The organism is Paraburkholderia bryophila (assembly GCF_013409255.1).
Classification (GTDB): domain Bacteria; phylum Pseudomonadota; class Gammaproteobacteria; order Burkholderiales; family Burkholderiaceae; genus Paraburkholderia.
In genome coordinates, this window is the sequence record NZ_JACCAS010000002.1 from 3,475,772 (window position 1) to 3,502,522 (window position 26,751).

Genomic DNA, 26,751 nt, shown 5'->3' on the forward strand with positions numbered 1-26,751 from the left:
TATCGCGCCGCGCCAGCCAGCACCGCATAAAGTGCGCTAGCGGCACGCTTGCCACTGTCTCGTCACCGCGGACGCTGCGCATTGCAGCGCAGCAAGCCGCGCGAAAAACACGCAAAAAAGATGCACGCGCAACTTTCGGAAAGCCTACACTTTTTTGACTTACTTTACGTACCCAAAGCATCAGGCATAAAGTCCCCAGCGAAGCCGCACTTTCAACGAGACGTACTTACCGGTTCGAGGAGTCGCCCCCATGTTGCTTCGTGTACTCGCCGCGCTGCCGTTCGTCGGCATATTGCTCGGTGTTCCGTTCGTGAATCGCGTCGAACCGCTGATGCTCGGCATGCCGTTCGTGCTGGCCTGGATCGTCATGTGGGTCGTGCTCAGTGCGATCATCATGGCGGTCGTCTACCGTCTGGACCCGTCCAACCGTCAACTCGCCGCCGTCGAAGGCGAGGAGGTCCGCCCATGAGCGCCCTGCTGATCATTGCGGCGATTACGCTGTTCGCGCTGTACCTCGGCATACGCGCGCGGCGCGGCCACGACATGAGCCTCGAACAATGGACGGTGGGCGGCCGCAGCTTCGGCACCGCGTTCGTGTTCCTGCTGATGGCCGGCGAGATCTACACCACCTTTACCTTCCTCGGCGGCAGCGGTTTCGCCTATGGCAAGGGCGCGCCGGTCTACTACATTCTCGCGTACGGCACGCTCGCTTACATCATCTCGTACTGGATGCTGCCGCCCATCTGGCGTTATGCGAGAGACCACCGGCTCGTGTCGCAACCGCACTTCTTCGCGCGCAAATACGACAGCCCGGCGCTCGGCACCCTGGTCGCGCTGGTGGGTGTCGCCGCACTGATTCCGTACCTCGTGCTGCAACTCAAGGGGCTCGGCATTATCGTCGCGACCGCGTCGTACGGCGCGATTTCGTCGACCACGGCGATCTGGATCGGCGCCGCCGTCGTGACCGCTTACGTGATCGTCTCCGGCGTGCGCGGCTCGGCGTGGAATTCGGTGGTGAAGGACACGCTGATCCTCGCGATCGTGCTGTTCCTCGGCATCTATCTGCCGATTCACTACTACGGCGGCTTCAGCGACATGTTCCGCGCGATCGACACCGCCCGCCCCGGCTTCCTGACGTTCCCGGCCAAGGGCTCGAGCGTGACCTGGTTCCAGTCGACGGTGCTGCTGACCGCGCTGGGCTTCTTCATGTGGCCGCACTCGTTCGGCTCGATCTTCACCGCACGGGACGAACGCATCTTCCGCCGCAACGCGATGGTGCTGCCGCTATACCAGTTGATCCTGCTGTTCGTGTTCTTCGTCGGCTTCGCCGCAACGCTGAAGGTGCCGGGCCTCAAGGGCGGCGACATCGACCTGTCGCTGTTCCGCCTGTCGCTGCAAACCTTCGACCCGTGGTTCGTCGGCGTAATCGGCGGGGCCGGCATTCTGACCGCGCTGGTGCCGGGCTCCATGATCCTGACCTCGGCCTCCACGCTGCTTGCCAACGACGTCTACCGCGGCATGGTGAACCGCAACGCGTCGGACGCCACGGTGACCAACCTGGCGCGGCTGCTCGTACCGGTGGTGGCGCTGGTGGCGGTCGGCTTCACGCTGCATGGCGGCGAAACGATCGTGGCCCTGCTGCTGATGGGTTACAGCTTCGTGACGCAGTTGTTCCCGGCGGTGATCTGCAGCCTGCGGCCGCATAACCGCGCGACCAAGCAAGGCGCGTTCTGCGGGATTCTCGCCGGGGTGGCGGTGGTCACGATCACGACCACGATGCACCTGAGCGTGGGCCAGTTGATGCCGTTCCTGCCCGACGCGCTGAAGGACGTCAACATCGGCTTCCTGGCGCTGGCGGTGAACATCATCGTGTTCGCGGTAGTCAGTGCGCTGACGCAGCCGCATCCGGCCGAACAGACGCACGCGCCGGTGCATTAAACCTCGCGTTGAGCAGGACTTGAAAGGGCTGTCGCCGTCGGCGACGGCCCTTTCCCGTTTACGCGGCTTCTGCGCGAGTTGTCGCGAAGACAGCCGCGCGCGGAATGTCAAATCTACATAAGAATGAAAAAACCGCCCGCGTTCCAGCGCGAACGTCACGGCGAAATACAGCGGCCCGCACTGCAACACAAACCCGCGCCCGTCGCGCGAATCTTCCGCCCGCGCCGGGCACACCCCTTGCTGAACAGACATGTCGCCGAATCCCGCCGCACTGTGCAAGTGCAAAAATTTGCGTCCCTGGGGGCCAACTTGTCGCTCAACGTTCTTCTTGTCGCTTCCGAAGCCCTGCCGCTCGCCAAATCCGGCGGCCTCGGCGACATGGTCAGTGCTTACGCCGCCGCGCTGCGCGATGCCGGCGTCGATGTGTCGATTCTGATGCCTGCTTATCCCGAGGCGCTCGAACGCGCCCTCGACGTCGCGCCCGTTGCGCGCATGACCGGCCTGCCCGGCGGCGACGCACGGCTGCTGCGCGCGCGGATGCCCGACACCGGCGTCACGGTGCTGCTGCTGCAAATGGATCACCTGTTCGCCCGCGAAGGTCTGTACCGCGATCCGCAAGGGCGCGACTACCTCGACAACCTGACGCGCTTCGCGTCGCTCGCCGCGGCGGCCACACGTATCGCACGCGGCGTGCGTAATCTGAAGCGCCCCGACATCGTGCACGCGCACGATTGGCATGCAGGCCTCACGCCGCTTTATATGCGGCTCGCGGGCGTCGCCGCGAGAAGCGTCTTCACGATTCATAACCTCGCCTTCCAGGGCAACCATCCGCTCGCAATGGGCGGCTGGATCGGCGTGCCGTCCGACTTGCTGACACCCGCGCTGTCCGACGAACGCAGCATCGAGTTCTACGGCTCGCTGAGCATGATGAAAGCGGGCATCGTCCACGCCGACCGCGTCAACACGGTCAGCCGGCGCTATGCGCGCGAGATTCTGACGTCCCGCTTCGGTCACGGCATGGAAGGCGTGTTGCAGGCGCAGGCGGGCAAGCTGTCCGGCATCGTCAACGGGATCGATACGGTCGCATGGAATCCGGCGACCGATTCACAGATTGCCCGTCCCTATTCCGTCGACGACACCGCCGGCAAGCAGGCCTGCAAGCGCGAGTTGCAACAGGCGTTCGGGCTGACGCGCGATCCGTTCGCGCCGCTGGTCGCGATCGGCAGCCGGCTGACCGAACAGAAGCTCGCCGACGTCGTGGCGCGGGCGCTGCCCACGCTGCTCGAACGGCATCCGCGTCTGCAATTCGCGATTCTCGGTCAGGGCGAGCCCGCGCTCGAACTGGCGCTGCAGCAACTGGCGGCGGCGTGGCCTGGACGGGTCGGCGTGCAGATCGGCTATGACGAACAGCGCGCGCATAGGCTGCACGCGGGTGCGGACATGCTGCTGCATGGCAGCCGCTTCGAGCCCTGCGGACTCACCCAACTTTATGCGATGCGTTACGGCACGATTCCGGTGGCGTCGCGCGTGGGTGGGTTGGCGGATACGATCGTCGATTACCTGCCGCTCGAGGCGCCCGATCCGCGTGAGCCGCGTGACGTGCGGCTCATGCACGGTGAAGCCTGCGCGACCGGCTTTCTGTTCGACGGCGAGCAAGTGGACGATGTCGTGCATGCGCTCGGACGAGCCCTCGCCGCGTTCGTGCAGCCGGCGTCGTGGCACGCGTTGCAGCGCAATGCGATGAGCCGCGATTTCGGCTGGGAAGCGTCGACCGCGAACTATCTCGCGTTGTATGCGGAGATGGTCGATGCGCGCCCGGCGCTGCGCGAGACGCGGGTTCGCAAGACACCGGTTCGGGCTCGCGCGGCGGGTACCTCGGGTGGGACGCGCCAGGCTGCTCGTGCGGATGAGGGGTTCAACGCGGGCGTCGGGGAGATGGCGCGCAGTGCGTGACCCGCGCTTCGAATAACCCCACGCGGCAACGGTTGAACGACCCGACGCCGCGTCCCGCAAGTTAAGCTCGCCGGCACACTCGTCTTTCCTGGAGTTGCCGATGTCGTCACCCGTTCTGCGCGTCGCCCGTCCCACCAACCAGCTCAATCAGGTCGCCGATTTCTACACGCGTGGACTAGGCTTCGAGGTGCTGGCGCGCTTCGACGATCACGAAGGTTTCGACGGTATCGTCGTCGGACGGCGCGACTGTCCGTGGCACATCGAATTCACGCATCAGCACGGCGTCACCGTCGAACGCGCGCCGACTCACGAACATCTTCTCGTACTCTATCTGCCCGCCCTCGACGAGTGGACCGCCGCGGTCGAGCGGCTTCAGGCATTCGGCGTCACGCCGTGCGGAGCCGAAAATCCCTACTGGGATCGCGAGGGCAAAACCTTCGAAGACCCGGACGGCTATCGAATCGTCCTGCAGCATGCCGCGTGGGGCTGAGTCCGACAATTCATCACGCATAGCACGCGCAAAGCGATGATTCACACCGCGCACGCTCGCCTGACGTTGAACGCTTCCTGACAATCGCGGAGAACTGAACGCCGCTTGACAGCTCGCGAGCACGCAAGGCAAGCTTCGGCTCCGTTCGATCGCCAAAGACGCGTATCTCTACGGCACGCCCATGGTCGCTGTGTACAGCACGATGTATGCGTTTTCCGTGGACAGCGGCAACCCGCAATACAAAGGTCCGGTCAATCCGGACGAAGCCGGACTGCGCAGCCGCTTCGCGCAGACCGGCATCGTGCCCGGTCAGCGGTTCGACGTGAACGCGCTGTCGGCCGAGCAGAAGGCCGCGGTTTGTTGCCGGCGCCGGATGGGCCGTTCACGATCACCCTGCGCTATTACTGGCCGAAGCAGGTGCTGCTCGATGGCAAGTGGAAGACGCCAGTGGTCAAACGCGTGAACTAGTGGGTTCGGTGCGCGCGCCGTCGACCCGCGTCATTCCATCGGCGCTCCAGGCTTCCGAGCCCACGCCGTGGTGAACGAAAAACAGGCCGTCGGGATCGTACTGGCGCTTCACCGCCGCGAGCCGCGCGTGATGCTTTCCCCAGTAAGCCCGCTGCCAGTCGCTTTCGAAGAAGTCGCTCTCGGACAGGTACGTGCCCGGGTCAGGCACGATGGTGCGCAGGATCTGCGTGGCCTGGGCGATGCTCGTGGCACTGCGCCGCCCGTTGCGCACATCCGGCTCGTGTCCCGCGATGCCCGGAAACGCCGGCGCGCCCAGGTCCGCGATGATCGCGAGCGCAAAGGCATCGAGTACCGCGGGATGGGTCGCGGTCTGCCGGGTCGCATTCAACGCATCGGCCGGTGCGCCCGCCAGTCCTTTGTTGAAGTGCAACGTGACGGACCAGCGCCGGCTGGTCTGCACCAGCGTGTCGGCGAGATCGCCGCGCCGTACGGGCGCCAGCAGCGAGGCCGGCAGCCAGGTCGAGGTGTAGCCGTACAGGTACTGACCGGCGTCGACCAGGTTGTCTGTCCAGAAGACGTTGCCGGGGTCGGCACCGGGGCGGTCGTCGACCGTTAGCGCGCCGGGGACGTGTTGCGCGAGGAAGGCCGGGTCCCAGAAATGCCGTGCCGAGGCGGTCAGCACCTGGGGCGGCGTCGTCGTACAGCCATGATCGCCGTTCGCTACCCAATCGAAAAAAGGCTGCCAGACGCGTGTAGCCGTGTCGCGATCCAGTCCCTGGAACACCATCGAGATGCGCAGCGTATTGTCACTGCGGAACGCCACCGTCTCGCCCCAATGCGGGTTGATCAGACTGGCCGCGCTGAATGCAATGAACTCGCCCACCAGCGCCCGGAATGCCGTTTCCGACGACGCCTTCACCGTCGCGTTCACGACACCCACCTGATCGGGCAGTTCGTGCGTGCGCAGCGTCAACTGCGTCACGACGCCGAAGCTTCCACCACCGCCGCCTTTCAACGCCCAGAACAGCTCCGGGTGCGTGCAGGCGTTAACCGTGCGCACCTCGCCGTCGGCCGTCACGATTTCAGCCTGCAGCAAACCCGCTGCCGCCGAGCCGAACCGCTTCGAAAAGCTGCCGAAGCCGCCGCTCTGCACCAGCCCGGCGACGCCGACCGTCAGACAGCCGCCGCCTTGCACATAGCGGCCGCTTTGTGCGCTGACAGCGGCATAGACATGCCCCCACAGCGCGCCCGCGCCGATCGTTACGGCGGTCTCCGGTTTGACGCGCCCCGCGCAACCGTCCGGTACGAAAGCGTCGTGCGAGGTGATGCCGCGCATGGCGTGCGTCCAGACCATCAGCGAATCGGCCGCGTTCGACGTGCCCTGATAGCTGTGGCCGCCGCCTTTGACCACCAGCCGCAAGCGATGCCGGCGCGCGAAGTCGACGGCGCTCGCAATGTCTTGCGCCTCGCCCGCTGCAACGACGTACGCACTCGGCGCGGAAGTCCACGCGTCGAGCCATCCGCAGGTCTGCGTTAGCGCCGGGGTATCGCCGATATAGAACGGGTTTTTCAGGCGCTTGAATTCGTCCGCGCACGCCTCGCTCGCGGGCGCTTCGGCACATACCGCGAGTGGAGAACGAACCACGCTCAAGCGCCCGTTCACGGCCACATTCAGTTGTTGCCAGGCATCCGTGGAAGGCCACGCTGGATCGCCGGGTCGCACGCGGCGCAGTGTCGGGCCGGCCGCCTCGCTCACCTCCATCGTCTTGTCGGCCTGCGCATTGGCCGCCCCCTGCGCGAGCGTTTGCTTTTGCGCTAACGCTCGCCAGCTTGCACCGAACCACGGCGCGGCGAGTGCGCCTTTGAGCAGAGTCCGCCGGTCGAATGCGCACATACGCTTGCCTGTCTCCCAAACGACCGCGCTGCGCAACGCCCGTATGGCGCGGCATCAGGTAAATGCTTTGCGCTGCGGTGTGATCGAACCGCACGCCCGTTCCGGCCAATAAAACGGTCGGAGGATAGTAGCCGCGAACCCCCGCATCCGCTACTACGAGAACGCGCGTTGCCGCGCCGCCGATGCGATAAATGACGCTAGACTACCGCCGGATCGACCCACAAAAATCGCATAACTATCCGGAGCGCATCGATGCCTTACGTTCTCTACTATTCGCCCGGCGCGGCCAGCATGGCGGTGCATTGGATGCTGATCGAACTGGGTGTGGCATTCGAAGCCCACCTCGTCGATATCGATTCCGGCAAGCAGCGCGAACCGGACTATCTGCGGCTCAATCCCTCGGGTCGGGTGCCGACGCTGGTGGTCGACGGCGTGCCGCGTCACGAATCGGCCGCGTTGCTGATGCTGCTCGCCGAACGGCATCCGGAGGCCGGCTTCGCGCCCGCGCCCGGTTCCGCCGAGCGCGCCGAGTGGCTCGAAACGATGATCTTTCTCGCCAACACGGTGCTGCCCGCCATGCGCGACTGGTTTTACGCGGATGTCGACGGCGAAGCGGCCGGCGCCGACGCGGTGCGCGCGCTCGCGGACCGCCGGCTCGCGCAAGCCTGGGACCGGCTCGACGCGCAACTCGCCGACAAGCCGGGTTACCTGATCGGCGGCCAGCTCGGCACGGTGGATTTCATGGCGCTCATGCTGATGCGCTGGACCCGCAATCAGCCACGGCCCGCGACCGGGTGGCCGCATCTCGCCGGCTATATCCACAGGCTGCGCGCGCTACCGTCGTTTATCGAACTGAATGCGCGCGAAGGGCTGACCGAGTGGCTTAACCCGAACGATTGACCGGCACGGCCGGCCGCCTTCAGCCCTGCCGCTTACCGATCACCACGACGCCGCGCGACAGCCCGCTCACGTTGTCGACCGCGAGCGCCGCCGCGTACAACTGCGCTACCGGCACCCACACCGCCGGATACTTGTAGCGCGCCACGTCGAGCAGCAAGGCGCTGTCGCTCGCCGCGTCGTACGCAGCGAGCGGCGACCAGTGTCCGCCACCGGTCTCGCCGATCTCGACGCGCCGGAAATTCAACAGCGCGAAGCGATCGCCACGGCGCGTGGTCTCGCGAATCAGATCGCGAAACTGGGCGAGCGTCAGGTCCGCCGCATGGTACGGCTGCACGACGACCGGAAACGCATTTAAGGCCTCTCCGAGCTGGTCGAGCGTCATGCCCTCGTGCGAGACGCGCGCCGCGTTGGCCACCTGCGGATCGACGCCGCGAAAGAAATCTTCCTGCGAGAAATACGGAAAGTCCGGATAGAGCGTCGAGGCGGGCCGGCGGATGCCCAACGCATTGAGCGCCATTACCGACGTCGCGACCGAGCAATACGCTTCGTTGCGCTGGGTTTCGAAATACTGCGAGAGCGGCCAGTACGACTGGTTGGCCGCGGCGCCGATCAGGCGCTTCTGACCGGCCGGCTGCGCGAGGGCGACGAGGTTGGACGGCACGGGCAGCGGGCCGTCGGCGGACTGCACAGTGGCGGGCGGCGCTTGAGTTGAGGGCTGCGCAACGGACTTCTGCGTCGTGGTCTGATTGGCGACCGGACTCGCGGTCTGACTCGGCGCCTGGCTGGTCGCTACCGGCGCCGGTGCGCAGGCCGCGAGCGCGGCCGTCATCAGCAGCACGGCAATCCACGTGGGCCGACTGGCGCGCCCAACGGTACGCTTCAAGGAGTATCTGGACATGGATCCTTCCACTGCGGATGAACTCGGAACGACTGCGCCGCCGCCGACGCATCTCGACAGGCGCGGTCAGGCTCCGGTTTTGTAACACGAAACGAAACTGCGCGTGAATCGCGCAGCGGGCCCGGACCGAGCCTTGGGCGAGCATGAGCGGCACGCTGCGCGGCCGTGTCCGGTTCAACGGCCAAGTACGGTAAGATCCGTCGCCATCGAAATCAATCCAACGGAATCAACAGCTTGAGCATGACTATCCCGTCACCTTGCGTCGACGTCTGCAGACTCGACGGCGCGACCGGCTTCTGTATCGGATGCCTGCGCACACGCGACGAAATTCGCGAGTGGAAAACCATGACCGACGACCTGCGCGTGCAGGTGATCGCTCAGAAAACCCACCGGGAAGTGACGGCGAAAGCGCAGATTCACGGACCTCGCGCGGCGGCGCAAACGTCCTGAACGTCCTGATCGGCAGCGCTCATTCGGGCGGCACCGCGAACGCGAAACTGTTCTTGCCGCTGCGCTTGACGTGGTACATCGCTTCGTCGGCGGCGGCGACCAGCCGCTGATAATCGTCGACGAGATCGGGAAAGCTCGCAATGCCGACGCTGGCGCTGACCGAGCCGATGCCCATCTGCGTATCGGTCTCGATCACGCACGCAATCAGCCGCTGGGCAATCTCGCCCAATTCCGCGGCTTTTGAAAACTCCCGCACCAGCACCGCGAACTCGTCGCCGCCAATCCGCGCGACGACGTCGCCTTTACGCACCGAGACACGAAAGCGTCGCGACACCGCAATCAGGAATTCATCGCCGACGCGATGGCCGAGCGAGTCGTTGATCTGCTTGAAACCGTCGAGGTCGACATACAGCACCGCGATCTTGTTTGGCGGTGAAGCCGCTGGGTCATTTCGCCTTGCAATCTCATGCCAATTTTCCGCGGCGTCTTCGAGCGTGGCGAACAGCTTGCGGCGGTTCGGCAGTCCGGTCATCGGGTCGTGCAAGGCCGCCTGCTCGAACTCCTGCGATTGCCCGACCAGTTGACGGTTGCGTTTGGCGTACAGACCCAGCGCCGCGAGCAGCAAGCAGAACAGCAACGCGGCCAGCGCGATCAGCAGATTCGCGACGTGCGCGATCCGCAGCCGCACGTCGGCGCTATCCACATCGTGTTGAGCGCGCCAGTATGCCGATGCCGTGGCGAGCCATGCGTCGATGCCGTTCAGCGGCGCGTCGGGCGCGAGCGCCGCGGGCGGCATGCGTGGTGCCGGGACCGGGCTGGCGTTGACGAGCGCCGCGAGCGAATCGAGGCGCTGCGTCAGCTCGGCGCGCGCGAGCCGGACGCCCTGCGCCGTGCGCCGACTCTCCCCGGGTGCCTGCTGCCACACGCCGACGACAGCACGCGCGCCTTCCGCGCGCTGCACCGCGTCGAGCACGAGTCCGGCGTAGTCCTGTTTCAACTGATCGGAGAAGATGGTCCTGATCTGCAGCGCGAGATAGAGCAGGCCGATCAGCAGGCACAGCAGCGATACGGCGGCCAGCATGGCCGGCGCCGGCCCGAAGCGGGTCGCGAAAGCGCGTGCCGTGCTACCGCGCCACGAGCGGTGCCGCTCACGGGTGGGAGTAGATGTCTTGTTGACTTGCGTTGCCATGCTGCCGATAGCTCACACGATGGAAGAACTGCCCCATGCGGGCGAACAGGCTTGGGGGTCGGGTGTTCGCGGCGTGGCGCCCGGAGGGCGAAGCGGCGCGCGTGTCGGCGGACCGTGGGTCTTTGGCGGGCCTGGCGGCGATGAGTTGTTGGGTCGGCGAATCGGCTGCGGCGGTTGAGCGGCGGCTCGCTGACGATGATGATGATGACGACGGCGATGCGGTTGGCGTGGCGTCCGTGGTGTTCGTGATGTTCGTGGCGCGAGCGAGTTCCGGGTCGGGCATGGACGGTCGTGCCACCTGGCCGGACCACGATGCCAGGCGGCCACCCTGCTCGCTCTGTGCTTCGCTGGACGTTTCGGCCGCTGTGGGTGCAACCCACGTCGGGGTCGGCGCTGCGGCAGTTGCAGGGGCTGCGATTGCCGCATTTTCCGTAGCCGCATTTGCCGTAGCCGCATTTGCCGTAGCCGCGTTTGCCGTGCCCCTACCCGCCCGCCCCACCGCTCCGCCCGCCCTCACTGCCGCACTAGCACCCAGCGCCTGCCGCGCGCCCGCAATCGCTTCGGCGTAAGCCTGCTGATCGTGATTGAACCAGACGCCGTACGCGAGCGTCCCCATCACGCCGAGGGCCAGCGCACCGGCCGTGGCGACGCCCATCGCCAGCCGGCCAAAACGAGGCGGCGCGACGGCCGGCGCCGGCCAGCCGTGCGCTTCGCGAGTCGGCGCGAGGCCGTCGATTGAAGGAACGGGGGGATTGGGCAAGTCGGTATCGTGGTACATCGCAATACGCTCCGGAATCCTTATGTCTGACGTGTAAACAGACTGGGGTTTCGCGCGACCTTGCCGAGCCGACGCAAGGTCGTTCGAAGAATTTACCCCGCTTAACGGATAGCGACAACACGGCAATGCTGCGCTTTAAACGCCATCGTTGCGAGAGCTATTCGCGCCGGGCATTCAGGTAAAACCTGCCAGGCTACCCGTTGCCGGACGCGCCGCCGGAAAGCCGCCCAGCGCGCTTGCGCCCGCCGGAACAAGGCCCGGCGTGACGAACGGCTCTCGACTGCGTTCGATGGGATTCGTAGACGCAACAACCAGGCCTGCGCCAGACTGGCGCCGTGCCGACCCGTGAAGCTTCGCGGGCACTGCTTGAAACGCAGTGGCGAAAGACAGACCCGCGAACGCATGTTGACCCGACCGACACCGCGACATTACTCGACCGTAATCGTCTCCTTCATGGTCGGATGAATGCCGCAGAAAACCTTGTACACGCCCGGCTTATCGAATTTGAACTGGTACGTGTCGTTCTGATCGAGCGCGGCGGAACGGAACAGGCCCGCGTCGTTCACCACCGTGTGCGGCTCGCCGTCGAGGTTTTTCCACGTCACCGTTGAACCGGCTTTAACGGTCATTGCCATCGGCGAGAACATGAAATTCTTGATGGTGACAGCGCCCGGCGTTTGCGCGTACGCAACCGACGAACCGGCCGCCGCCGCAAACAGGCTAGCGCCCAGAAACAGCACACATGACACGCGACGAAGGGTAGGGATTTGCATAGTGGATCTCCTGAATTCGAAAGTGCGCTGGATCAGACCAGCGTCGTATCGTCGAGCGTTGCTTTGAGCGGATGGTGCGCAATCTTGATGCTGGTCACGCCGAGCATTCGGGGCAGTTGATCGCTCGCCACCGTCAGCGGGCCGGGACCGGGGCCGTTGCCTGCGGTCGGCTGCGGATAGGCCGTGGAGCGCGCGGTGTGGAACGTGATGTTGCCTTCCACCTTCGAGACGATCTGATGAATGTGACCGTTGAGCACCGTCACCGAGCCGAAGCGTTTCAGATAGCTCATGGCCTGGCCCGCGTCGCCGGTGCCCCAGCCCCACGGCTCGTAGATCGTCCACATCGGCATGTGCGCGAACACCACGATCGGTGTACTCGACGAGCGTCCTTTCAGATCGTTTTCAAGCCACGCGAGCTGGTCGTCGCCGAGTCCGCCCAGACCGTTCGGCTTGAAATGCATCACGTTGACGAGCGCGACGAAATGCACGCCCTGGTGATCGAAGCTGTAATAGCCCTTGTTGTCCGAGGCCTGACCGAAACGGCTGAAGTATTCCGTGCCGGCGCCGTCGGTCACGTCGTGCTCGCCGGGCACCGTGTGCAACTCGGTGATGTTCAGGCCGGACATGAGTTGCGCGGCGAGATCGAATTCCGCGGGCCGCGACAGGTGGGTGATATCGCCGGTATGGATCGTCAGCGCCGGTTTCACCGGCATCGCGTTGACGAAGTCGATGGTCTGCTTCAGCGTGCCCGCCACGTCCGGATTGGCCTCCTTGTTAAAGCCGATATGCGAGTCGCTGATCTGCAGAAAGAGCGGCACGCCGGACATGGCGCCGGACGTTTTAGCGTCGGCGGCGAGCGCCAGTTCCATGGGCGTGAGAATCCCGCCTGCCAGCACGAACACGGTACCCACGCTGCCGAATGCCAGGCATTTGAGCGCGTTGCGACGTGACGCGTCGAACGGATGATGTGACGACATGGTGACCCCTTCAGGGTAAAGACTCGCGAACGCACCGCCGGATCATCCGGCGGGTGTCGCGACTCGGTTCGTCACGCATGACTGGCGGGGTGTCGGTTTTATTCCAACTTATTGACGGCGCGCCGCACGGCGACCTCGACGAAGTGCCCTTTCCCATATATCCCCATGCCTGGTGAGCATGCCTACCAGCTTATAAAGTCTTTTTCCTCCGGCTGCCGAACCACTAAATTGCATTCAAGCCAACGATTTGACGTCTCTCGCAACGTACCAACCGCGAGGGCGAACAACTCGGCCCCATACCGCAAACACATACCCAGCCAGGAGTTGAACATGAACCAGCCCGTCGTTCTGATCACCGGCGCTCTCACCGGCATCGGCCGCGCCACCGCCGTCGCTTTTGCGCAAAGCGGCGCCCGCCTTGTCGTCTCCGGTCGCCGCGCGGCCGAAGGCCGCGCACTCGAACAGGAACTCCGCAATCTCGGCGCGGATGCCCACTTCATCCAGGCCGACGTGCGCCGCGATGAAGAAGTGGCGAGCCTCGTCGACCAGACGGTCGCCCGCTTCGGTCGCCTCGACGCCGCCGTGAATAACGCCGGCACCGAAGGCCAACCCGGCGCGATCACGAGCCAGACGGCCGAGAGCTACGCCGCCACGTTCGATACCAACGTGCTCGGCACGCTGCTCAGCATGAAGCACGAACTGCGTGTCATGTCCGCGCAAAAAAGCGGCAGCGTGGTGAACGTGTCGTCGACCTACGGTCACGAAGGCGCCGCCTTCGCGTCGGTCTACGCAGGCAGCAAACATGCGGTGGAAGGCATGACCAAATCGGCCGCGCTCGAAGTGGCGTCGCTCGGCGTGCGCGTGAATGCGGTTGCGCCGGGACCGACCGACACCGGCATGCTCGACCGCTTCACCGGCACGCCGGAAAACAAGGCGGCGCTCGCGGCGAAGGTGCCGCTCGGCCGGATCGGCAAGCCGGATGACGTGGCGCGCGCAATCGTCTTTCTCGCCTCGGAGGCCGCGTCGTTCGTGACGGGGCAGATCGTCAGCGTCGATGGCGGCAAGACCGCAGGCTGAATCCATTCCATAACGTGAGCTAAAAAATGAGCGCTTCTTCCGAACTGAAACTGCTATCGCCGACCAACGTCGGCCCGATCTCGCTGGCCCATCGCGTGGTGCTCGCCCCGATGACACGCTTGCGCGCCGATCCGGACGACAGCCCCAGCGCGATGATGGTCGAGTACTACCGGCAGCGCGCATCCGAAGGCGGCCTGATGATCACCGAAAGCGCGCATCCGTCGTACGACAGCCGCGGCTATCTCGGCGCACCGGGCATCTACACGGACGAGCACGTCAAGGCGTGGCGCAAGATCACCGACGCGGTCCACGCGCGCGGCGCGCGCATTGTCATGCAGATCGCTCACGACGGCCGGCAATCGCACGTCGACCTGAGCGGGGGCAATGCGCCGGTAGCGCCCTCGGTGGTGCCCTATGACACGACCGTGTTCACGCAGAACGGCTGGGTGCCGAACTCGCCGCACCGTGCGCTCGAACTCGACGAAATTCCCGCGCTGATCCGCTCGTTCCGCGACGCAGCGGCGCGTGCGAAAGATGCCGGTTTCGACGGTGTCGAATTACACAACGCCAACGGTTACCTCGCCGATACGTTCCTGCAGGACGGCACCAACCAACGCACCGATGCCTACGGCGGCACGCTCGAAAAGCGCGCGCGCTTTTCGCTGGAAGCCGTCGAGGCATTTGCTTCGGTGTGGGGCGCGGATCGCGTGGGCGTGCGGGTGTCGCCGAGCGGCCAGTGGGGCGCCATTTCGGACAGCGATCCGGAAGCGACGTTCGGTTACTTCGCGCAACGGCTGAACGAGTACGGTCTCGCGTATCTGCACGTGATCGAACCGCGTGTGATGGGCACGGAAACGATAGTTGAAGGGCAAACGCCGGTTGCATCCGCGTTCCTGCGCCGGTTTTTCAGCGGACCGATCATCGCCGCGGGTGGTTTCGATCGCGACGGCGCCGAGCAGATTCTGCAACGCGGTGACGCCGATCTGGTGGCATTCGGCCGGTGGTTTTCGTCGAACCCGGATTTGCCTGAGCGTTTCCGGCTCGGACAACCGCTGACTCACTACAACCGCGAAGCGTTCTGGGGTGGCGACGAACGCGGCTATCTCGACTTTTCCACTTACGCGGAAGGCGTCGCGGCTTAACGCGCGCCGCCGGCATCTTCAACATCGTTCAAAGGAAGCCTGTCATGACTACCGAAACATTGACGCTGTACCACGGCGTTTCATCGCCGAATTCACGCCGTGTCCGCGTCTTTCTCGCTGAGAAAGGCCTCACGGTCCCGCTCGTCGCGGTCGACCTCGGCAAAGGCGAGCAGCACGGCGACGCCTATCGCGCGATTAACCCACGGCGTGTCGTCCCGACTCTCGTGCTTGCAGACGGTACGTCGATCGGCGAGGTGCCGGTGATTCAGCGCTACATCGAAGAAATCTATCCGGACGCACCGCTTCTCGGCACTTCGGCGAAAGACAGGGCGTTGATCGCGATGTGGGATCGGCGCGTGGAACAGGAAGGTTTCGCGTCGGTGATGGAAGCGATCCGCAATCTCGCCGCTGGATTGAAGGGCCGCGCGATTGCCGGGCCGCACGATTACGCGCAGATTCCGGAGCTGGTCGAACGTAGCCGGCAGCGCACGATCAATTTCCTGGCCGATCTGGACGAGCGTCTGCGAGAGACGGCGTTCGTCGCGGGCGATCGCTTCTCGGTGGCTGACATTACCGCGCTAGTCACGATCGATTTCGCGGCGAAGGCGATCGATCTGCCAGTGCCGACGGCGCTGCAGTCGGTCAAGCGCTGGTATGACGGCGTGTCGGTGCGAGCGAGTGCCTCGGCGTGATGGCTCGCTGCGCGTGAGGCGTCGCCTCGTTCGAGGCGACGTCGAAAATCAAGCTGCAACAGTGGCCCACATCGCTGGATTGCTGCATCGCGATGCGGGCCGCCCTACTACCCGCTGCTACCCACTCCTACCGCTTATTGCGCCTGCTGCGCCTGTTGCTTCAGCCGGAACTTGCCCTGATAGCGGATCGTCGGACGCTGCGACTGCGTGGTCGGCGCCGTCATCAGCATCTGACGCGCGAGCGGTGCGGCCGTCGGACTGAGCGAACCGATACTCGTCGCCCTCGACGGATCGGCTAACCCGTTCTTCACGAGCAGCTTCGCCTCGAGTTGCAGGCTGGTCAGCAGCACGGGATCCTTCAGCGCATTACCCTGCGCGAGCAACTGACTCCACGCGGTGTTGCTGTAGTTGGTCACGTAGTAGTCGAGACCGCTCGGATCGGCGAGCACCGCGGAACAGCCGTTCAGACGTACCTGGGTTTGCGTGTCCTTCAGCGCAATCGTCTTGCGCGCCGTGAGTCCGTCGCCATACGCGAGCGTCAACGGAATCGTCCACTGCGTGCCCGGATACTGGTTCTGGTTCGGGAACGGCGACTGTTTCAGCGTCACGACCGTCTGGTTGGTCGTCAGATCGCACTGCGTATCCAGCGAGATCAACGGCACACCGGTTTGCCGCACGAAACTGTCGCCGATCGCGCCCATCGGCTGGCCGCTCGCCTTGCTCAGTTCGTCCCACAGGCGCTTCGGCGTACCGTTGCCGAGCGAGTAATCGGCCAGATACGACTGCAGGCCTTTACGCAACACGTCTTCGCCGAGATAGTTCTCCAGCATCTTCAGCACGTGGCCGCCCTTGTTGTACGTGAAGGCGCTCGCGCTCAGCACGAAGTCGTTCGACGCCCAGCCATTGAAGTTCGGCTGCACCGGGAACGCGGTCGACTTCAGGTCGGCGTTGATCACCGCGTACTTTTCCTTCACGTTGTCGACCCAGTTGAAGCGGTCCGGGAAGAAACGCACCTTGGTTTTGTTCTCGAAGAACGTCGCGAACGATTCGTTGAGCCACACGTCGTCCCACCAGTCGAGCGTGACGAGATCGCCGAACCACTGGTGCGCCGCTTCATGCGTGAGCACCGTCACGCCGTAGTCGGACATGGGCGTGCCGGGCGCCGGCAGAATGTCGTCGGCGAATTCCAGAATCGCTCCCCAGTTCTCCATGCCGCCGAAGTTCAGGTCCTTCTGATCCTTGAACGCGTCGTTCGCGGCGATCGTGTCGAACTTGGTGAGCGGCAACGGAATGCCGGTGTAGCGATAGTAGTAATCGAGCGCCTGCTTGGTCTGCTGCATCGCCGGTTTGGCCCAGTCACGCATGCCGGGCGGCGTGAAGATGCGCAGATGCAGACCCTTGCCGTCGGGCAGCGGGCTCGTGAAGTCGTCGTCGAGAATATCGAACTGACCGCCGCCGAAGAACAGCAGATACGACGGCATGGGCGGCGTCTTCTCGAACGACACCAGCTTGTAGCCGCTATCCACGTTCACCGCCGGTTTTTCGGCCGCGTTCGAGACGACGTTCCAGTTCTGCGGGACTTCCGCACTCACCTCATAGGTGGGCCGGAAGGCCGGTTCGTCCCAGCCGGGAAACCATTGCCGCGACAGATTCGTCTCGCCCTGCGTGAGAATCGCGCCGCTGGTGGTGCCGTCGGTCGACTTCAGATCGACGCGGAACACGCCTTCGGCGGCGGAGCAACCCGGATACGGATCGTCGCCGCAACTGCCGCCGGTCTTCGCGACGGGATCGTCGTAGGTCTTGAAGTTGATGATGCCGCTCCACTCCATATGCAGCGAGTAGTTGCCAGCGGCGATCTGGCCGCTGACCGGGCGAAGCTGGTAGAAATCGCCGTCGTCCTGCGGCGTGGCGATCAGCGAGATATTGCCCGGCTGCAGCGTAATCGTGCCGTTGGTGAACTTGATCCGGTGGCCGGCGATCGTGATCGCGTTGACCGCTTTCTGCACCTTGATCTGCACGTCGGCACGGCCGTCGAACGACGACAGCGCCGGGTTCGGCCGGAACCACAGCTTGTAGTTGATCGGCGTGACGGTGTCCGGCAACTCGACCGGCGGCACGCCCTTGTTGATCGATGTATCGGCAACGACCGGTGCGGTCGGCGGCGTCAGCGCGGCTTCGGACGCGGCGACGGGAGGTTGCGCGGCCTTGCTGCTCGGCGAAGGCGAACCGTCGCTACCGCCGCATCCCGCCAGAACCACGATTCCGGCAAGTGCGAGGCACTGTATCTGCAATCGGAAATTTATACGCATTTTTAATCCTCGACTGACAATATCGGCATAAAGAATGTGCGATGAGTACTTGAGCTGTGTTTCTCTGTTTTTTTCAGCGAAAAAGGTCTCCCGCACTAGCACCGAATTGCTAGCGAGAATATATGGACGTGTTACACCCTCAGCACTAACGGCTGATTTTCAAATGACGACTTCGATTCATTACAATGCTTTCAGAATGTCGGCTTGAGCCGTTTTCTTCGGCTTTCACGCAATCGTCCACCTGACCGGCACAGCGGCGCCTCACCTGCGTCTCCGGGCAGGTGCATCAAAGCGGGATCAGTTTTGACGACAGTGCGTAGCCTAGTTTGGCAGACGTTATCATGTCAACTTTCTTTCAAAATATTTCATGCACCGGTGCCGGTGTATGCCTATCGAATGGATTAGGTAATCGCGAGAGTTAATCTTCTAAATCGCGGCATACATGGCGACACTACGGGGAAACTTTATTTCCCATGAGTCTGGAATGTGTTATTAGCGTCGCCAACATCAATCGCGCTCAGTGCGATTTCAATTTGAACCGGTAATTGAGTTCGCCACCATGCGGCGTGGTGATGCGGCTATCGTCGGAATGTTTTGCGGGAACGAGCGAGCCCTGCAGCTAGATCAGATCGCGTTGCTTGAACTCGTCGCGCAGTTCGGCCGCGCTGACGAAGAGATAGCCTTGCAAACCGGCGTCGATCGCACCGTTGACATTGGCCTGGGTGTCGTCGACGAACAGCGTTTCCGCAGCCGGCACACCGAGTTGTTCGAGGCAGCGCAGATACGTCTGCGCCGTGGGTTTTGCCGCACCGAACGACCCCGAAGCGTAAACGTCAGGACCAAACAGCCGCGCCACCGGCGGGTTCAGATAACCGATGTTCTCGGCCAGCATCCGGCAATTGTTCGTCAGCACCGCAATGCGCCGATGTTGCGCGACGCTCGCGGCTAGCGCGATGACGTCGAGGTTCGGCGTGATCGACGCATGGCGCGCCGTCAGCCAGTCTTCGCGGCTGACCGGATAAGCCAGCAGCGCGCTCAATTCACGCAGGTAGTCGTCGTCGCCGATCTGGCCCGCGTCAACGCGGCCTTCGAGGCCCGAGGTCCAGATCGCGTCACGCACGGCGTCCGGCGTGCGCCCCGAAATCGCCGCGAGACGAGCGACCCGCTCGGCGCGATCGTAGTGCGAGAGAACGCCTTCCATGTCGAACAGAACCAGCGCGATCGGTGCGTTCATGCTGACGGCCTCACTTCGAAAGCTTTCAGAAATGAAGGCAGCCCATAATGCGGTTACGCCGCACATCTGCCCGTTTTCGATTGTGCCCCGCCGATTTTCGGCAGCCCGACTTTCGGCAGCCCATGCGGCAAAAATCAAAAAAATCGCCCCGACCTGCCATTTGCCGCACGGCCGGATGCATCATCCATGCCGTGCGGCCGACCCGCCAGATCTTTTTTCGACCCGCTGTCAGAATCTTGCGCCCTTCCCGACCAAGCACGACACCGACTTTTGTAGAGGGAATCACCGGGTGGACGATATCAACTTCGAATGCACGGCCTGCGGTAACTGCTGCCACGATTTGCGCCTGCCGCTGACGCTGACGGAAGCCGCTGCGTGGCTCGCGCGAGGCGGCCAGATGGAGCTGCTGTGCGAGGCCATTCCGTGGCCAGTCGAACCCGAAGCCGGCAACGAACAGGCCGCCTACAAGAAGGCGCGTTCCGCGCCGACCATGAGCGGCACGTTGCCGGTGCGCGTCTCGGTCCTGCTCGTCGCCGCGTTCGCCGGCCCCTGTCCGAATCTGGACGCGGACATGCGCTGCCGTATCTACGAACAGCGGCCGCTGGTATGCCGGATCTATCCCGCCGAAATTAATCCTTTCGTGCCGCTTGCACCGGAAAACAAGGGCTGTCCGCCGGAAGCCTGGCAGCACACACCGCTGCAACGGCACGGCGTGCTGGTCGATGAAACGACGCGTGAACTGGTCGGCGAATCGCGCCGTATGAGCGAGCTCGAAGCTGCGGCGCGCGTGAAGTTGTGTCTCGCGCTGGGCATGAACGAAGCGGCGCTGGCCAACGAAGGTTTCGTCATCTACGCACCGGATAGCGACGCGCTGCGCACCGCGCTCGAACAGATTCGCACGACGCCGGACGCCGTTGTCGAAGCCGAGCCGTGGACCTTCGTGTCAAACCGCGCGGTGACCGTGGAAACGCTGCTGTCGGTCGGCGCGACCGGTCGCCTCAACGAACCGGCGACGGACACGCACTTCCGCTATCACGGTTATTTCCCGGCCGAGCCGGCGTGATGGTGGGTCGCGTTTGAGTCGCGTGAGGAAAGTTCAGGTGAAGAGTTGGCCGCGCCGCCTGCGCGTCTAACTCTTCACACTACGCACCGCATACGCGGACCACGTGGCAAGCCGCCCGACACTCAGCATCTTGGCAATCCGCTTCACGGCGTGCCGCACGCGGCCACGCAGATGCGCCACGCGCATATGCCGCCAGAAACGGTCCGGCGCAAATTCGCCGAACCGCGCTTCCTTTTCGAGCAGCGCCTTGCCGCCCGGCAAATGAACGAACGAGCAGCAGCGAAACCAGCGCACGTCGCGATAGTTGTTGCCGGCCCAGTGGCGGCCCACGGCCTGGTATGCGCCGACCTCGATCAGTACCTGCCCTTCGTCGACCAGCGTATTGAGCGCGGCCGAGATGAACGCTTCGTCGCCATGATGTTTGAGGCGCCCGCTTTCGCTGAGATAACGCGCGTAATAGGCGCGCGCACGCGGCACTAACCGGCGCAATGAAGCCGGCGTGGCGAGCAGGAATTCGCCGCCGTACCAGCGCGGATTTTTCAAACGCCGATCCGCGACGATTTCCAGATCCTCGACCACGCTCTCGCTGCCATACGCCGGAAACACCTGATCAGAAATATCGAACACACCGAGCCCCGCCTCCGCGCAACGTTCGACCAGACTCCGGTCAAGCGGCAGCAGCGCCACCATATCGGCATCGAGCAACAACATCATCGTGTCTTCGGGCAAACTCGCGGCCACCTGGTCCATCAGGTCGAGCTTGAAATGCGCAGCGTAGAACGGCGTGTTCTTCGGCAACTCGATCGTCGCGGCCAGCTTCGTCACCACCGGCCGATGCTCCGCCGGCATGCTGCCGATCCGCTGTTCGACGAGTGCCGGCGCGTTCGTCATGATGGTCAGCGTCGGCATGCCGACGCGCCGCAAGCTGTTGTTCAGGCAGATCGCCTGGCTGACGTACGACAGCGGATCGCGGTTCGTGGAATTCGGACCGGGCTTCGCATCATCATCCACATAAACGAGCGTGCAAGGAAAAAGGTTCACGTTGCTCCTCACCATGCGTGAGAGACGGTTCGCTTTTTCCAGCGCTGCCGCAATTGTTCGGAAGTCGAATCGGTGTGAGTCTGATCTGCGGGGATGGAGTCGGATGAACCGGGGCGCAGGCATCAGGTATGCCCAATCGTTTCACGTCCTTGCATTACCTTTCCGCCAAAAACCAGCGAGACATAACGCAGCGAGAATCGATCGTGTTTCGGCGTCGCGGCTCTGCGCAATAATTGCAGGCTAACTATTGGGCGCGCGTGAACAACTTACTGATCAATGCGGTGAATCAGGCGCGCGCTTCGCTTTCCACGCCTTCGCGCATGCCGTGCGCGGCCAGCAAACGGTACAACGTAGCGCGTGAAATGCTGAGTTCGCGCGCGGCGTCGCCGGGGCGTCCGCGGTGACGCAATAGCGCGAGTTCGATCGCCTGGCGTTCCGCCGTTTCGCGCGCCTGCGCAAGCGTCACCGGCAGTGTCGTCGCATAGCTCGACAGTTCGAGATTTTCGGCGCTGATCGTGCGCCCTTCCGACATCACGATTGCACGACGCACCCGGTTAATCAGTTCCCGCACGTTGCCGGGCCAATCGTATTGATGCATGGCCGTGATCGCGTCCGGTGAGAAGCCGTACAAACGGCGGCTTGCGTCCTTGCGATAGCGGTCGAGCGTGGACAGCGCGAGCAGTTCGATATCCTTGCCGCGCGCGCGCAACGGCGGCTCGTCGATTCGCAACACGCACAAACGGTGATACAGGTCGGCGCGAAACCGGCCGGTTTCGATCGCGGCTTCCATGTCCACGTGAGTCGCACAGATAATGCGCACGTCGATGTCGATCGAACCCTGCCCACCCAACCGTTCAATGGTGCTTTCCTGCAGAAAACGCAGCAGGTTCGCCTGGCTCTCGAACGGCAGATCGCCGATTTCGTCGAGAAACAGCGTGCCGCCGTTCGCCGTTTCGACGCGCCCAATTTTGCGCTGATTCGCGCCCGTGAACGCGCCGCGCTCATAACCGAACAACTCGGATTGCAGCAGATGCGGCGGAATCGCGCCGCAATTGATCGCGACGAACGGCGCCTTGCGGCGCGGCGAACGCGCGTGGATCGCGGCGGCGGTCAGCTCCTTGCCGGTGCCGGACTCGCCGGCAATGAACACCGGTGCGTCGGTGGTAGCGACTTTGCGGATCGAGCGAAACAACGCGAGCATGGCGTCGCAGGTGCCGATCATCTCGCCTTCGGCCTCGGCAGTGTCGATGAACGCCGGTTCGCCGAGCGAGATCATGCCGCAGGCGTGGCCCACGGTGTCGACGATTCTTTCGTTGGCGGCCGGCAGCGTGATGTAGTCGAAGCAGTAGTCCCGCACCAGCCGGCGTGAATTCGCGTCGTCGAGTTGAGTGGCCGCGGCCATCGCCACCCAGCCGACGGTAGGCAAGGCCAGACAGGCTTCGAGCATGGCCACGTCGCGCGGCTCGTACACGCTCGAAAAATCGACGAGACCTCCCGCCAGCGAGCCGTCTTGCATGACTTGCCGCACTTCCTGAACCGAGCCGATGACTTCGACGTTCCAGTCGCGCGCCTGGAAGCTCGCGAGCAGATCCGCTGCTGGATCCCGGGTGAAATAGATAACGCGCCGCGTAGTGGCCTTCATTTTATGCATTGTTTTTTGAGTGTCCCGCACTGTCTGCACTGGACTGTATCGAGCCCAGACCCCTCGGCGCTGCGCTATGCCGATGCGCTATGCCGATGTGTGTCCCGGATACGGTGAGGACCGTCGATGATACGCGGTACGGCCCCCATTCAGGCCGAGTCCGATGAAATTTAATGGTGTGGCGGCCGGGCTGTTTTGCGTTCCTTTTGTGTCCGTCCAGACAGATATCGGCGCTATTTGACGCTATGCCGCAAGGGTCTGAAAAACGTGCGGATCTCGTGGGCGAGTAAAGCGGGCTGTTCCATGGCCGCGAAATGGCCGCCGCTGGGCATCTCGGTCCACTGCTGGACGTCGAAGGTACGTTCGAGCCAGCTACGCGGCGGATGGTTGATCTCTTTCGGGAAACTCGCGAAGCCAACCGGCGGCACGACGCGTTGGTTCGCGGCGAAGCGCATCGGTTGCAAACGGTTCTCCCAGTACATCTGGATCGACGGGCCGATACTTTGCGTGTACCAGTAGAGCGAGATGTCAGTGAGCAGATCGTCTTTCGAGAAAAGCCGCTCTATCTCGCCGCCGCAATCGCTCCACGCACGAAATTTTTCGCCGATCCAGGCGGCGAGTCCCACCGGCGAATCGTTGAGCGACGCCGCCAGCGTCAGCGGCTTCGTGCCGTGCAGGTGGGCGTAGCCGCCTTCGAGCGTGGCCCATTCGGTTTTCGAGCGCAGATAGCTTTCCTCGGCGGGCGTGAGCGGCTGCCGGTCCGCGCCGATCGCGGGCTCATACGAAGACGGCAGAAAGTTGAGGTGAATCCCGTCGACCCGCTGCGGATGCCGCGCGGCCAGCGCCACCGACATGCCCGCGCCAAGGTCGCCGCCCTGCGCGCCGAAACGCTCGTAGCCGAGCCCCTGCATCAACGACGCCCACAAGTCGGCCACCTGAAACGCCGAACAGCCTGGCTGAGCCGGCGCCGGTGAAAACGCGAAGCCCGGCAGCGAAGGCGCGACGACGTCGAACGAATCCGCGGGGTCGCCGCCGAATGCGGCCGGATTGCACAGGTGGTCGAGCAACGCGTGGAACTCGAAGAACGAACCCGGCCAGCCGTGCGTCACGACCAGCGGATACGGCGCGGGGCCTTCGCCGCGCCGATGCACGAAGTGCACGCGCTGACCGCCGACGTGGGCGAGGTATTGCGGCTGCGCGTTCAGCTTGCGTTCCGCGGCGCGCCAGTCGAAACCGTCGGCCCAATAGGCGGCCAGTTCGCGCAGCCACGCGGTGTCGGCGCCTTGCTGCCACGCGGGAGACGGCGTGGCCGGCGCCCAGCGTGTCGCGCGAATCCGCCGGCGCAGATCGTCGATGTCGGCGTCGGGAATGGCGATCTGAAACGTGTCTATCCGCATGGCAAACTCATCTGCTGGAGGCTGGGAAATCACGTGCGATGCCCCACGGCGCACCTTGCGCACGCTACGAACACGAAGCAGGGGCCATGGTACACAATGGGCGCATTTTCCGTTTCCCCCTGCCCGTTCCGGAGACCGTCATGCTTGGAGCGCTCGCTGCTCTTCTCACGTTTCAATGCCTTGGAGAAGGCATTTCGTACCTGTTCCATGTGCCCGTACCCGGACCCGTGATCGGCATGCTGCTGCTATTCGGCTTCCTCATGCTGCGTCCGAAAGCCGCCGACGCGATCGAGCCGACCGCGCTCGAATTGCTGCGTCATCTGTCCTTGCTGTTCGTGCCGGCCGGCGTCGGCATCATGGTATCGGCCGAGCGGATTCGCGGCGACGCGGTCGCGGTGATCGTCTCCATTGCGGTCAGCACGACGCTCGCGATCGCCGTGGCCGCGCTCGTCACGCGTGCGTTGATGCGCCGGCAGCGTCGCGATCCGGTCGCACCGGAGGCCGCCTCGTGACCGCTATCCCGAAGCTCGGCGCGATCTGGGTCTATCTCGCCGCGAGCCCGCTGCTCGGGCTGACCATCACGTTGATCGCGTATCTGATCGCTCAGATGCTCTACACCAAAGCGCGCTTCAATCCGCTCGCCAATCCGGTACTGATCGCGGTGGCGCTGCTGGTCGCGCTGCTCGAAATCACCCACACGCCGTATTCGACGTACTTTGAAGGCGCGCAGTTCGTCCACTTTCTGCTAGGCCCCGCGACGGTGGCGCTCGCCCTCCCGCTCTACCGGCAGTGGCCCAAACTGCGCCGCTCGGCCTTGCCGCTGATCGGCGGGCTGGTCGCCGGATCGTTGACGGCGATCGTTTCGGCGGTGGGCGTGGCGGCGTTGTTCGGCGCGTCGCATCAAACGGTCGCCTCGCTCGCGCCCAAATCGGCCACCACGCCGATCGCCATGGCGGTGGCGTCGGAAATCGGCGGCATTCCTTCGTTGACCGCGGTGCTCGTCATTTCAACCGGTGTGTTCGGTGCCGTGTTCGCGCGCGCGATTCTCAACGCGCTGCGGATCGTGGAACCGGAGGTGCGGGGCTTCGCGCTCGGCATTGCGTCGCATGGAATCGGTACGGCCCGGGCGTTTCAGGTCAGCGAGGAAATGGGCGCATTTGCCGGTCTGGGCATGGGTCTCAACGGCATCTTCACCGCGTTCGTCGTGCCGGTGTTGATGCCGCTGGCGGCACGGTGGTTGATGGGGTGATGGGTTGACGGGGCGATAGGCGCAATCTCAGGGACGCTGCGCGTTGACCAAACTCGGCGCGCCACCCGGACCCGCCGGGTCGGGATTACCGAACGCCGGCAGGCTGCCGTTGCTTCGCGCTCGCACAATCTCCTCGCGCACTTGCTCGCGCGTCTTCGGCCCATCCGATTTCAACAACGTCCCGCCCGGCGCGGTGGGTTGCAGCGACGTCGACTGAAGCGGCGCTTGCGCCGTCAGTTCGGCCTGGCGGTTCGACGGCGACACCTGCTCGACGCTCACCCCAGGTGGCGTCTGCACAATCAGCGGCGGCACGGCCGGCGCGCTGGAGAGTCCCTGTCCCACCCTGATCGTCGGCGCCACGGCACGCGCTCGCGACGTCATCACAGCGGGCTCATCAAGCGGCACGTTGCTGCCCGCCAAGCGATCGCTTGAAGCGTTCGTCGCCTGGGTTTCCACAGCGCGTCGTTTGGTCGCGTAACCGGACGCACGGCCTGAATAATCGCGAGCCGCATAGTGGCGTTCACGCGAATGATGCCCCTTCGCCGGCAACGACGGCGACGTGCGCGTCGCTTTCGGATCCTCTTGCGCCACGACCTGCGCCTGCTGCGAGGCTTGCGCGCGCACCTGAACCTCGCGTTGCAGCGCGGCCACCTGGCCATCGTTTTTGTGCGTCGCCGCTACCGCGTCGAGTTGCGCCTGAGCCGCGCCGAAGTCGTTGCGCTGCAAACTACTGCGCGCGGCTTGCAACTCGCTGGACAACACGGCATCCGGTGCACCGCGAACCACCACCGGACCGGACGTGATCGCCCCGCTCATGATGTCGCCGCGCGTGTGCCGGGCCGACTCGCCGCCGCTGCCCACGCCGGGCTCATCCGCCGACAGCCACTGCCTGCCGGACGGCGAGACGTAGGCCGCAATCGCCACCGCCCCGACCACGAGTCCGCTCAGAACGACTTTCCTGGGTTCGCCATACATACCTTGTCCCCCTCCGATCGTGGCCGCACGCCGCGCTCGTCGCAAACGTGTCCGAACTCATCAGAAGGTTCGCGGCGACCGACAGATCGATGCCACCGCAACGACCACGAGTTCGGGGCCGATCCAGTCACGTACGAAAGTGTGATTGAACTGGATGCGAGGAAATCTCGGTTTCCGCGTTTGAAACGCCGAAACGTCGGAATGGGCCTGCCAGTTGTCCGA

The 26,751-nt window shown here is 64.1% G+C and carries 25 protein-coding genes; 13 read left to right on the top strand and 12 right to left on the bottom strand.

What is annotated here, in order from left to right; genetic code table 11:
* Positions 1-250 precede the first annotated feature (250 nt).
* From GGD40_RS36355 to GGD40_RS36375, 5 genes are all read left to right on the top strand, one after another.
* On the top strand, positions 251-469 hold the full coding sequence (locus GGD40_RS36355; protein ID WP_035557426.1) for a DUF3311 domain-containing protein: 219 nt from the start codon (positions 251-253) through the stop codon (positions 467-469).
* Positions 466-1,938: a sodium:solute symporter family protein gene (locus GGD40_RS36360; RefSeq protein WP_179746956.1), complete on the top strand. Its 1,473-nt coding sequence runs from the start codon at positions 466-468 to the stop codon at positions 1,936-1,938. The genes GGD40_RS36355 and GGD40_RS36360 overlap by 4 nt, the downstream gene beginning before the upstream one ends.
* Positions 1,939-2,247: 309 nt before the next feature.
* Positions 2,248-3,891, top strand: coding sequence for a glycogen synthase GlgA (glgA, locus tag GGD40_RS36365; RefSeq protein WP_179746957.1), 1,644 nt, complete (start codon positions 2,248-2,250; stop codon positions 3,889-3,891).
* Positions 3,892-3,991: 100 nt separating this feature from the next.
* A complete protein-coding gene (locus GGD40_RS36370; protein ID WP_179746958.1) occupies positions 3,992-4,381 on the top strand; it encodes a VOC family protein in 390 nt (129 codons plus the stop codon).
* A 181-nt stretch (positions 4,382-4,562) separates the two neighbouring features.
* Complete coding sequence (locus GGD40_RS36375; protein ID WP_179746959.1) at positions 4,563-4,844, top strand: hypothetical protein; 282 nt, start codon at positions 4,563-4,565, stop codon at positions 4,842-4,844.
* Here GGD40_RS36375 and GGD40_RS36380 read toward each other — a convergent pair.
* Positions 4,833-6,743: an FAD-binding oxidoreductase gene (locus tag GGD40_RS36380; protein WP_257030680.1), complete on the bottom strand. Its 1,911-nt coding sequence runs from the start codon at positions 6,741-6,743 to the stop codon at positions 4,833-4,835. The genes GGD40_RS36375 and GGD40_RS36380 overlap by 12 nt on opposite strands.
* Positions 6,744-6,995: 252 nt before the next feature.
* Here GGD40_RS36380 and GGD40_RS36385 point away from each other — a divergent pair, with 252 nt between their 5' ends.
* The gene (locus GGD40_RS36385) at positions 6,996-7,643 is read left to right on the top strand and encodes a glutathione S-transferase family protein (RefSeq protein WP_179746960.1); all 648 of its coding nucleotides are present in this window, start codon (positions 6,996-6,998) and stop codon (positions 7,641-7,643) included.
* Between the two features lie 19 nt (positions 7,644-7,662).
* On the opposite strand, the gene GGD40_RS36390 is transcribed toward GGD40_RS36385, so the two are convergent.
* Positions 7,663-8,541, bottom strand: a complete 879-nt coding sequence (locus tag GGD40_RS36390) for a phytochelatin synthase family protein (protein ID WP_179746961.1) — start codon at positions 8,539-8,541, stop codon at positions 7,663-7,665.
* A gap of 240 nt (positions 8,542-8,781) precedes the next feature.
* Between GGD40_RS36390 and GGD40_RS36395 the strand changes: the two genes are divergently transcribed.
* Positions 8,782-8,991, top strand: coding sequence for a DUF1289 domain-containing protein (locus tag GGD40_RS36395; protein WP_179714024.1), 210 nt, complete (start codon positions 8,782-8,784; stop codon positions 8,989-8,991).
* Positions 8,992-9,010: 19 nt separating this feature from the next.
* On the opposite strand, the gene GGD40_RS36400 is transcribed toward GGD40_RS36395, so the two are convergent.
* The 4 genes from GGD40_RS36400 to GGD40_RS36415 form a co-directional block, all read right to left on the bottom strand.
* Positions 9,011-10,072 (bottom strand): GGDEF domain-containing protein, encoded by a 1,062-nt coding sequence (locus GGD40_RS36400; protein ID WP_257030681.1) that lies wholly within the window; start codon positions 10,070-10,072, stop codon positions 9,011-9,013.
* A 67-nt stretch (positions 10,073-10,139) separates the two neighbouring features.
* On the bottom strand, positions 10,140-10,958 hold the full coding sequence (locus GGD40_RS36405) for a hypothetical protein (protein ID WP_179746963.1): 819 nt from the start codon (positions 10,956-10,958) through the stop codon (positions 10,140-10,142).
* A 428-nt stretch (positions 10,959-11,386) separates the two neighbouring features.
* Complete coding sequence (locus tag GGD40_RS36410) at positions 11,387-11,731, bottom strand: cupredoxin domain-containing protein (protein ID WP_179746964.1); 345 nt, start codon at positions 11,729-11,731, stop codon at positions 11,387-11,389.
* 32 nt (positions 11,732-11,763) lie between these two features.
* Positions 11,764-12,708, bottom strand: coding sequence for a metallophosphoesterase family protein (locus GGD40_RS36415; protein ID WP_179746965.1), 945 nt, complete (start codon positions 12,706-12,708; stop codon positions 11,764-11,766).
* Between the two features lie 330 nt (positions 12,709-13,038).
* Between GGD40_RS36415 and GGD40_RS36420 the strand changes: the two genes are divergently transcribed.
* Genes GGD40_RS36420 through GGD40_RS36430 form a run of 3 tightly spaced genes read left to right on the top strand, consistent with a single transcriptional unit; the run spans position 13,039 to position 15,619 of the window.
* Entirely contained in the window at positions 13,039-13,785 is a 747-nt protein-coding gene (locus GGD40_RS36420; protein WP_179746966.1) for an SDR family NAD(P)-dependent oxidoreductase, read from the top strand.
* Between the two features lie 26 nt (positions 13,786-13,811).
* Entirely contained in the window at positions 13,812-14,927 is a 1,116-nt protein-coding gene (locus GGD40_RS36425; protein WP_179746967.1) for an alkene reductase, read from the top strand.
* Positions 14,928-14,971: 44 nt separating this feature from the next.
* Entirely contained in the window at positions 14,972-15,619 is a 648-nt protein-coding gene (locus GGD40_RS36430; RefSeq protein WP_179713340.1) for a glutathione S-transferase family protein, read from the top strand.
* Positions 15,620-15,753: 134 nt separating this feature from the next.
* On the opposite strand, the gene GGD40_RS36435 is transcribed toward GGD40_RS36430, so the two are convergent.
* Both GGD40_RS36435 and GGD40_RS36440 read right to left on the bottom strand, forming a co-directional pair.
* Positions 15,754-17,928 (bottom strand): M1 family metallopeptidase, encoded by a 2,175-nt coding sequence (locus GGD40_RS36435; RefSeq protein ID WP_179746968.1) that lies wholly within the window; start codon positions 17,926-17,928, stop codon positions 15,754-15,756.
* A 619-nt stretch (positions 17,929-18,547) separates the two neighbouring features.
* Complete coding sequence (locus GGD40_RS36440) at positions 18,548-19,162, bottom strand: HAD family hydrolase (protein WP_179746969.1); 615 nt, start codon at positions 19,160-19,162, stop codon at positions 18,548-18,550.
* Between the two features lie 289 nt (positions 19,163-19,451).
* On the opposite strand from GGD40_RS36440, the gene GGD40_RS36445 reads away from it, so the two are divergent.
* Complete coding sequence (locus tag GGD40_RS36445; RefSeq protein WP_373565410.1) at positions 19,452-20,225, top strand: YkgJ family cysteine cluster protein; 774 nt, start codon at positions 19,452-19,454, stop codon at positions 20,223-20,225.
* 66 nt (positions 20,226-20,291) lie between these two features.
* Here GGD40_RS36445 and GGD40_RS36450 read toward each other — a convergent pair whose 3' ends face one another.
* The 3 genes from GGD40_RS36450 to GGD40_RS36460 form a co-directional block, all read right to left on the bottom strand.
* Positions 20,292-21,266, bottom strand: coding sequence for a hypothetical protein (locus GGD40_RS36450; RefSeq protein WP_179746971.1), 975 nt, complete (start codon positions 21,264-21,266; stop codon positions 20,292-20,294).
* Positions 21,267-21,552: 286 nt separating this feature from the next.
* Entirely contained in the window at positions 21,553-22,908 is a 1,356-nt protein-coding gene (locus GGD40_RS36455) for a sigma-54 dependent transcriptional regulator (protein ID WP_179746972.1), read from the bottom strand.
* 233 nt (positions 22,909-23,141) lie between these two features.
* Entirely contained in the window at positions 23,142-24,305 is a 1,164-nt protein-coding gene (locus GGD40_RS36460) for an epoxide hydrolase family protein (protein ID WP_179746973.1), read from the bottom strand.
* 140 nt (positions 24,306-24,445) lie between these two features.
* On the opposite strand from GGD40_RS36460, the gene GGD40_RS36465 reads away from it, so the two are divergent.
* Both GGD40_RS36465 and GGD40_RS36470 read left to right on the top strand, forming a co-directional pair.
* Positions 24,446-24,817, top strand: a complete 372-nt coding sequence (locus tag GGD40_RS36465; RefSeq protein ID WP_179746974.1) for a CidA/LrgA family protein — start codon at positions 24,446-24,448, stop codon at positions 24,815-24,817.
* Complete coding sequence (locus GGD40_RS36470; protein WP_179746975.1) at positions 24,814-25,554, top strand: LrgB family protein; 741 nt, start codon at positions 24,814-24,816, stop codon at positions 25,552-25,554. The genes GGD40_RS36465 and GGD40_RS36470 overlap by 4 nt, the downstream gene beginning before the upstream one ends.
* Positions 25,555-25,581: 27 nt before the next feature.
* On the opposite strand, the gene GGD40_RS36475 is transcribed toward GGD40_RS36470, so the two are convergent.
* Positions 25,582-26,529: a DUF4148 domain-containing protein gene (locus GGD40_RS36475; RefSeq protein WP_179746976.1), complete on the bottom strand. Its 948-nt coding sequence runs from the start codon at positions 26,527-26,529 to the stop codon at positions 25,582-25,584.
* Between the last annotated feature and the right edge of the window lie 222 nt (positions 26,530-26,751).

What these genes read in the sequence shown, in the direction of transcription:
- GGD40_RS36355 (WP_035557426.1), top strand. Translation starts at nt 251, where the DNA reads ATGTTGCTTCGTGTACTCGCCGCGCTGCCGTTCGTCGGCATATTGCTC.
- GGD40_RS36360 (WP_179746956.1), top strand. Translation starts at nt 466, where the DNA reads ATGAGCGCCCTGCTGATCATTGCGGCGATTACGCTGTTCGCGCTGTAC.
- GGD40_RS36370 (WP_179746958.1), top strand. Translation starts at nt 3,992, where the DNA reads ATGTCGTCACCCGTTCTGCGCGTCGCCCGTCCCACCAACCAGCTCAAT.
- GGD40_RS36375 (WP_179746959.1), top strand. Translation starts at nt 4,563, where the DNA reads ATGGTCGCTGTGTACAGCACGATGTATGCGTTTTCCGTGGACAGCGGC.
- GGD40_RS36380 (WP_257030680.1), bottom strand. Translation starts at nt 6,743, where the DNA reads ATGTGCGCATTCGACCGGCGGACTCTGCTCAAAGGCGCACTCGCCGCG.
- GGD40_RS36385 (WP_179746960.1), top strand. Translation starts at nt 6,996, where the DNA reads ATGCCTTACGTTCTCTACTATTCGCCCGGCGCGGCCAGCATGGCGGTG.
- GGD40_RS36390 (WP_179746961.1), bottom strand. Translation starts at nt 8,541, where the DNA reads ATGTCCAGATACTCCTTGAAGCGTACCGTTGGGCGCGCCAGTCGGCCC.
- GGD40_RS36395 (WP_179714024.1), top strand. Translation starts at nt 8,782, where the DNA reads ATGACTATCCCGTCACCTTGCGTCGACGTCTGCAGACTCGACGGCGCG.
- GGD40_RS36400 (WP_257030681.1), bottom strand. Translation starts at nt 10,072, where the DNA reads ATGCTGGCCGCCGTATCGCTGCTGTGCCTGCTGATCGGCCTGCTCTAT.
- GGD40_RS36405 (WP_179746963.1), bottom strand. Translation starts at nt 10,958, where the DNA reads ATGTACCACGATACCGACTTGCCCAATCCCCCCGTTCCTTCAATCGAC.
- GGD40_RS36410 (WP_179746964.1), bottom strand. Translation starts at nt 11,731, where the DNA reads ATGCAAATCCCTACCCTTCGTCGCGTGTCATGTGTGCTGTTTCTGGGC.
- GGD40_RS36415 (WP_179746965.1), bottom strand. Translation starts at nt 12,708, where the DNA reads ATGTCGTCACATCATCCGTTCGACGCGTCACGTCGCAACGCGCTCAAA.
- GGD40_RS36420 (WP_179746966.1), top strand. Translation starts at nt 13,039, where the DNA reads ATGAACCAGCCCGTCGTTCTGATCACCGGCGCTCTCACCGGCATCGGC.
- GGD40_RS36425 (WP_179746967.1), top strand. Translation starts at nt 13,812, where the DNA reads ATGAGCGCTTCTTCCGAACTGAAACTGCTATCGCCGACCAACGTCGGC.
- GGD40_RS36430 (WP_179713340.1), top strand. Translation starts at nt 14,972, where the DNA reads ATGACTACCGAAACATTGACGCTGTACCACGGCGTTTCATCGCCGAAT.
- GGD40_RS36435 (WP_179746968.1), bottom strand. Translation starts at nt 17,928, where the DNA reads ATGCGTATAAATTTCCGATTGCAGATACAGTGCCTCGCACTTGCCGGA.
- GGD40_RS36440 (WP_179746969.1), bottom strand. Translation starts at nt 19,162, where the DNA reads ATGAACGCACCGATCGCGCTGGTTCTGTTCGACATGGAAGGCGTTCTC.
- GGD40_RS36455 (WP_179746972.1), bottom strand. Translation starts at nt 22,908, where the DNA reads ATGAAGGCCACTACGCGGCGCGTTATCTATTTCACCCGGGATCCAGCA.
- GGD40_RS36460 (WP_179746973.1), bottom strand. Translation starts at nt 24,305, where the DNA reads ATGCGGATAGACACGTTTCAGATCGCCATTCCCGACGCCGACATCGAC.
- GGD40_RS36465 (WP_179746974.1), top strand. Translation starts at nt 24,446, where the DNA reads ATGCTTGGAGCGCTCGCTGCTCTTCTCACGTTTCAATGCCTTGGAGAA.
- GGD40_RS36475 (WP_179746976.1), bottom strand. Translation starts at nt 26,529, where the DNA reads ATGTATGGCGAACCCAGGAAAGTCGTTCTGAGCGGACTCGTGGTCGGG.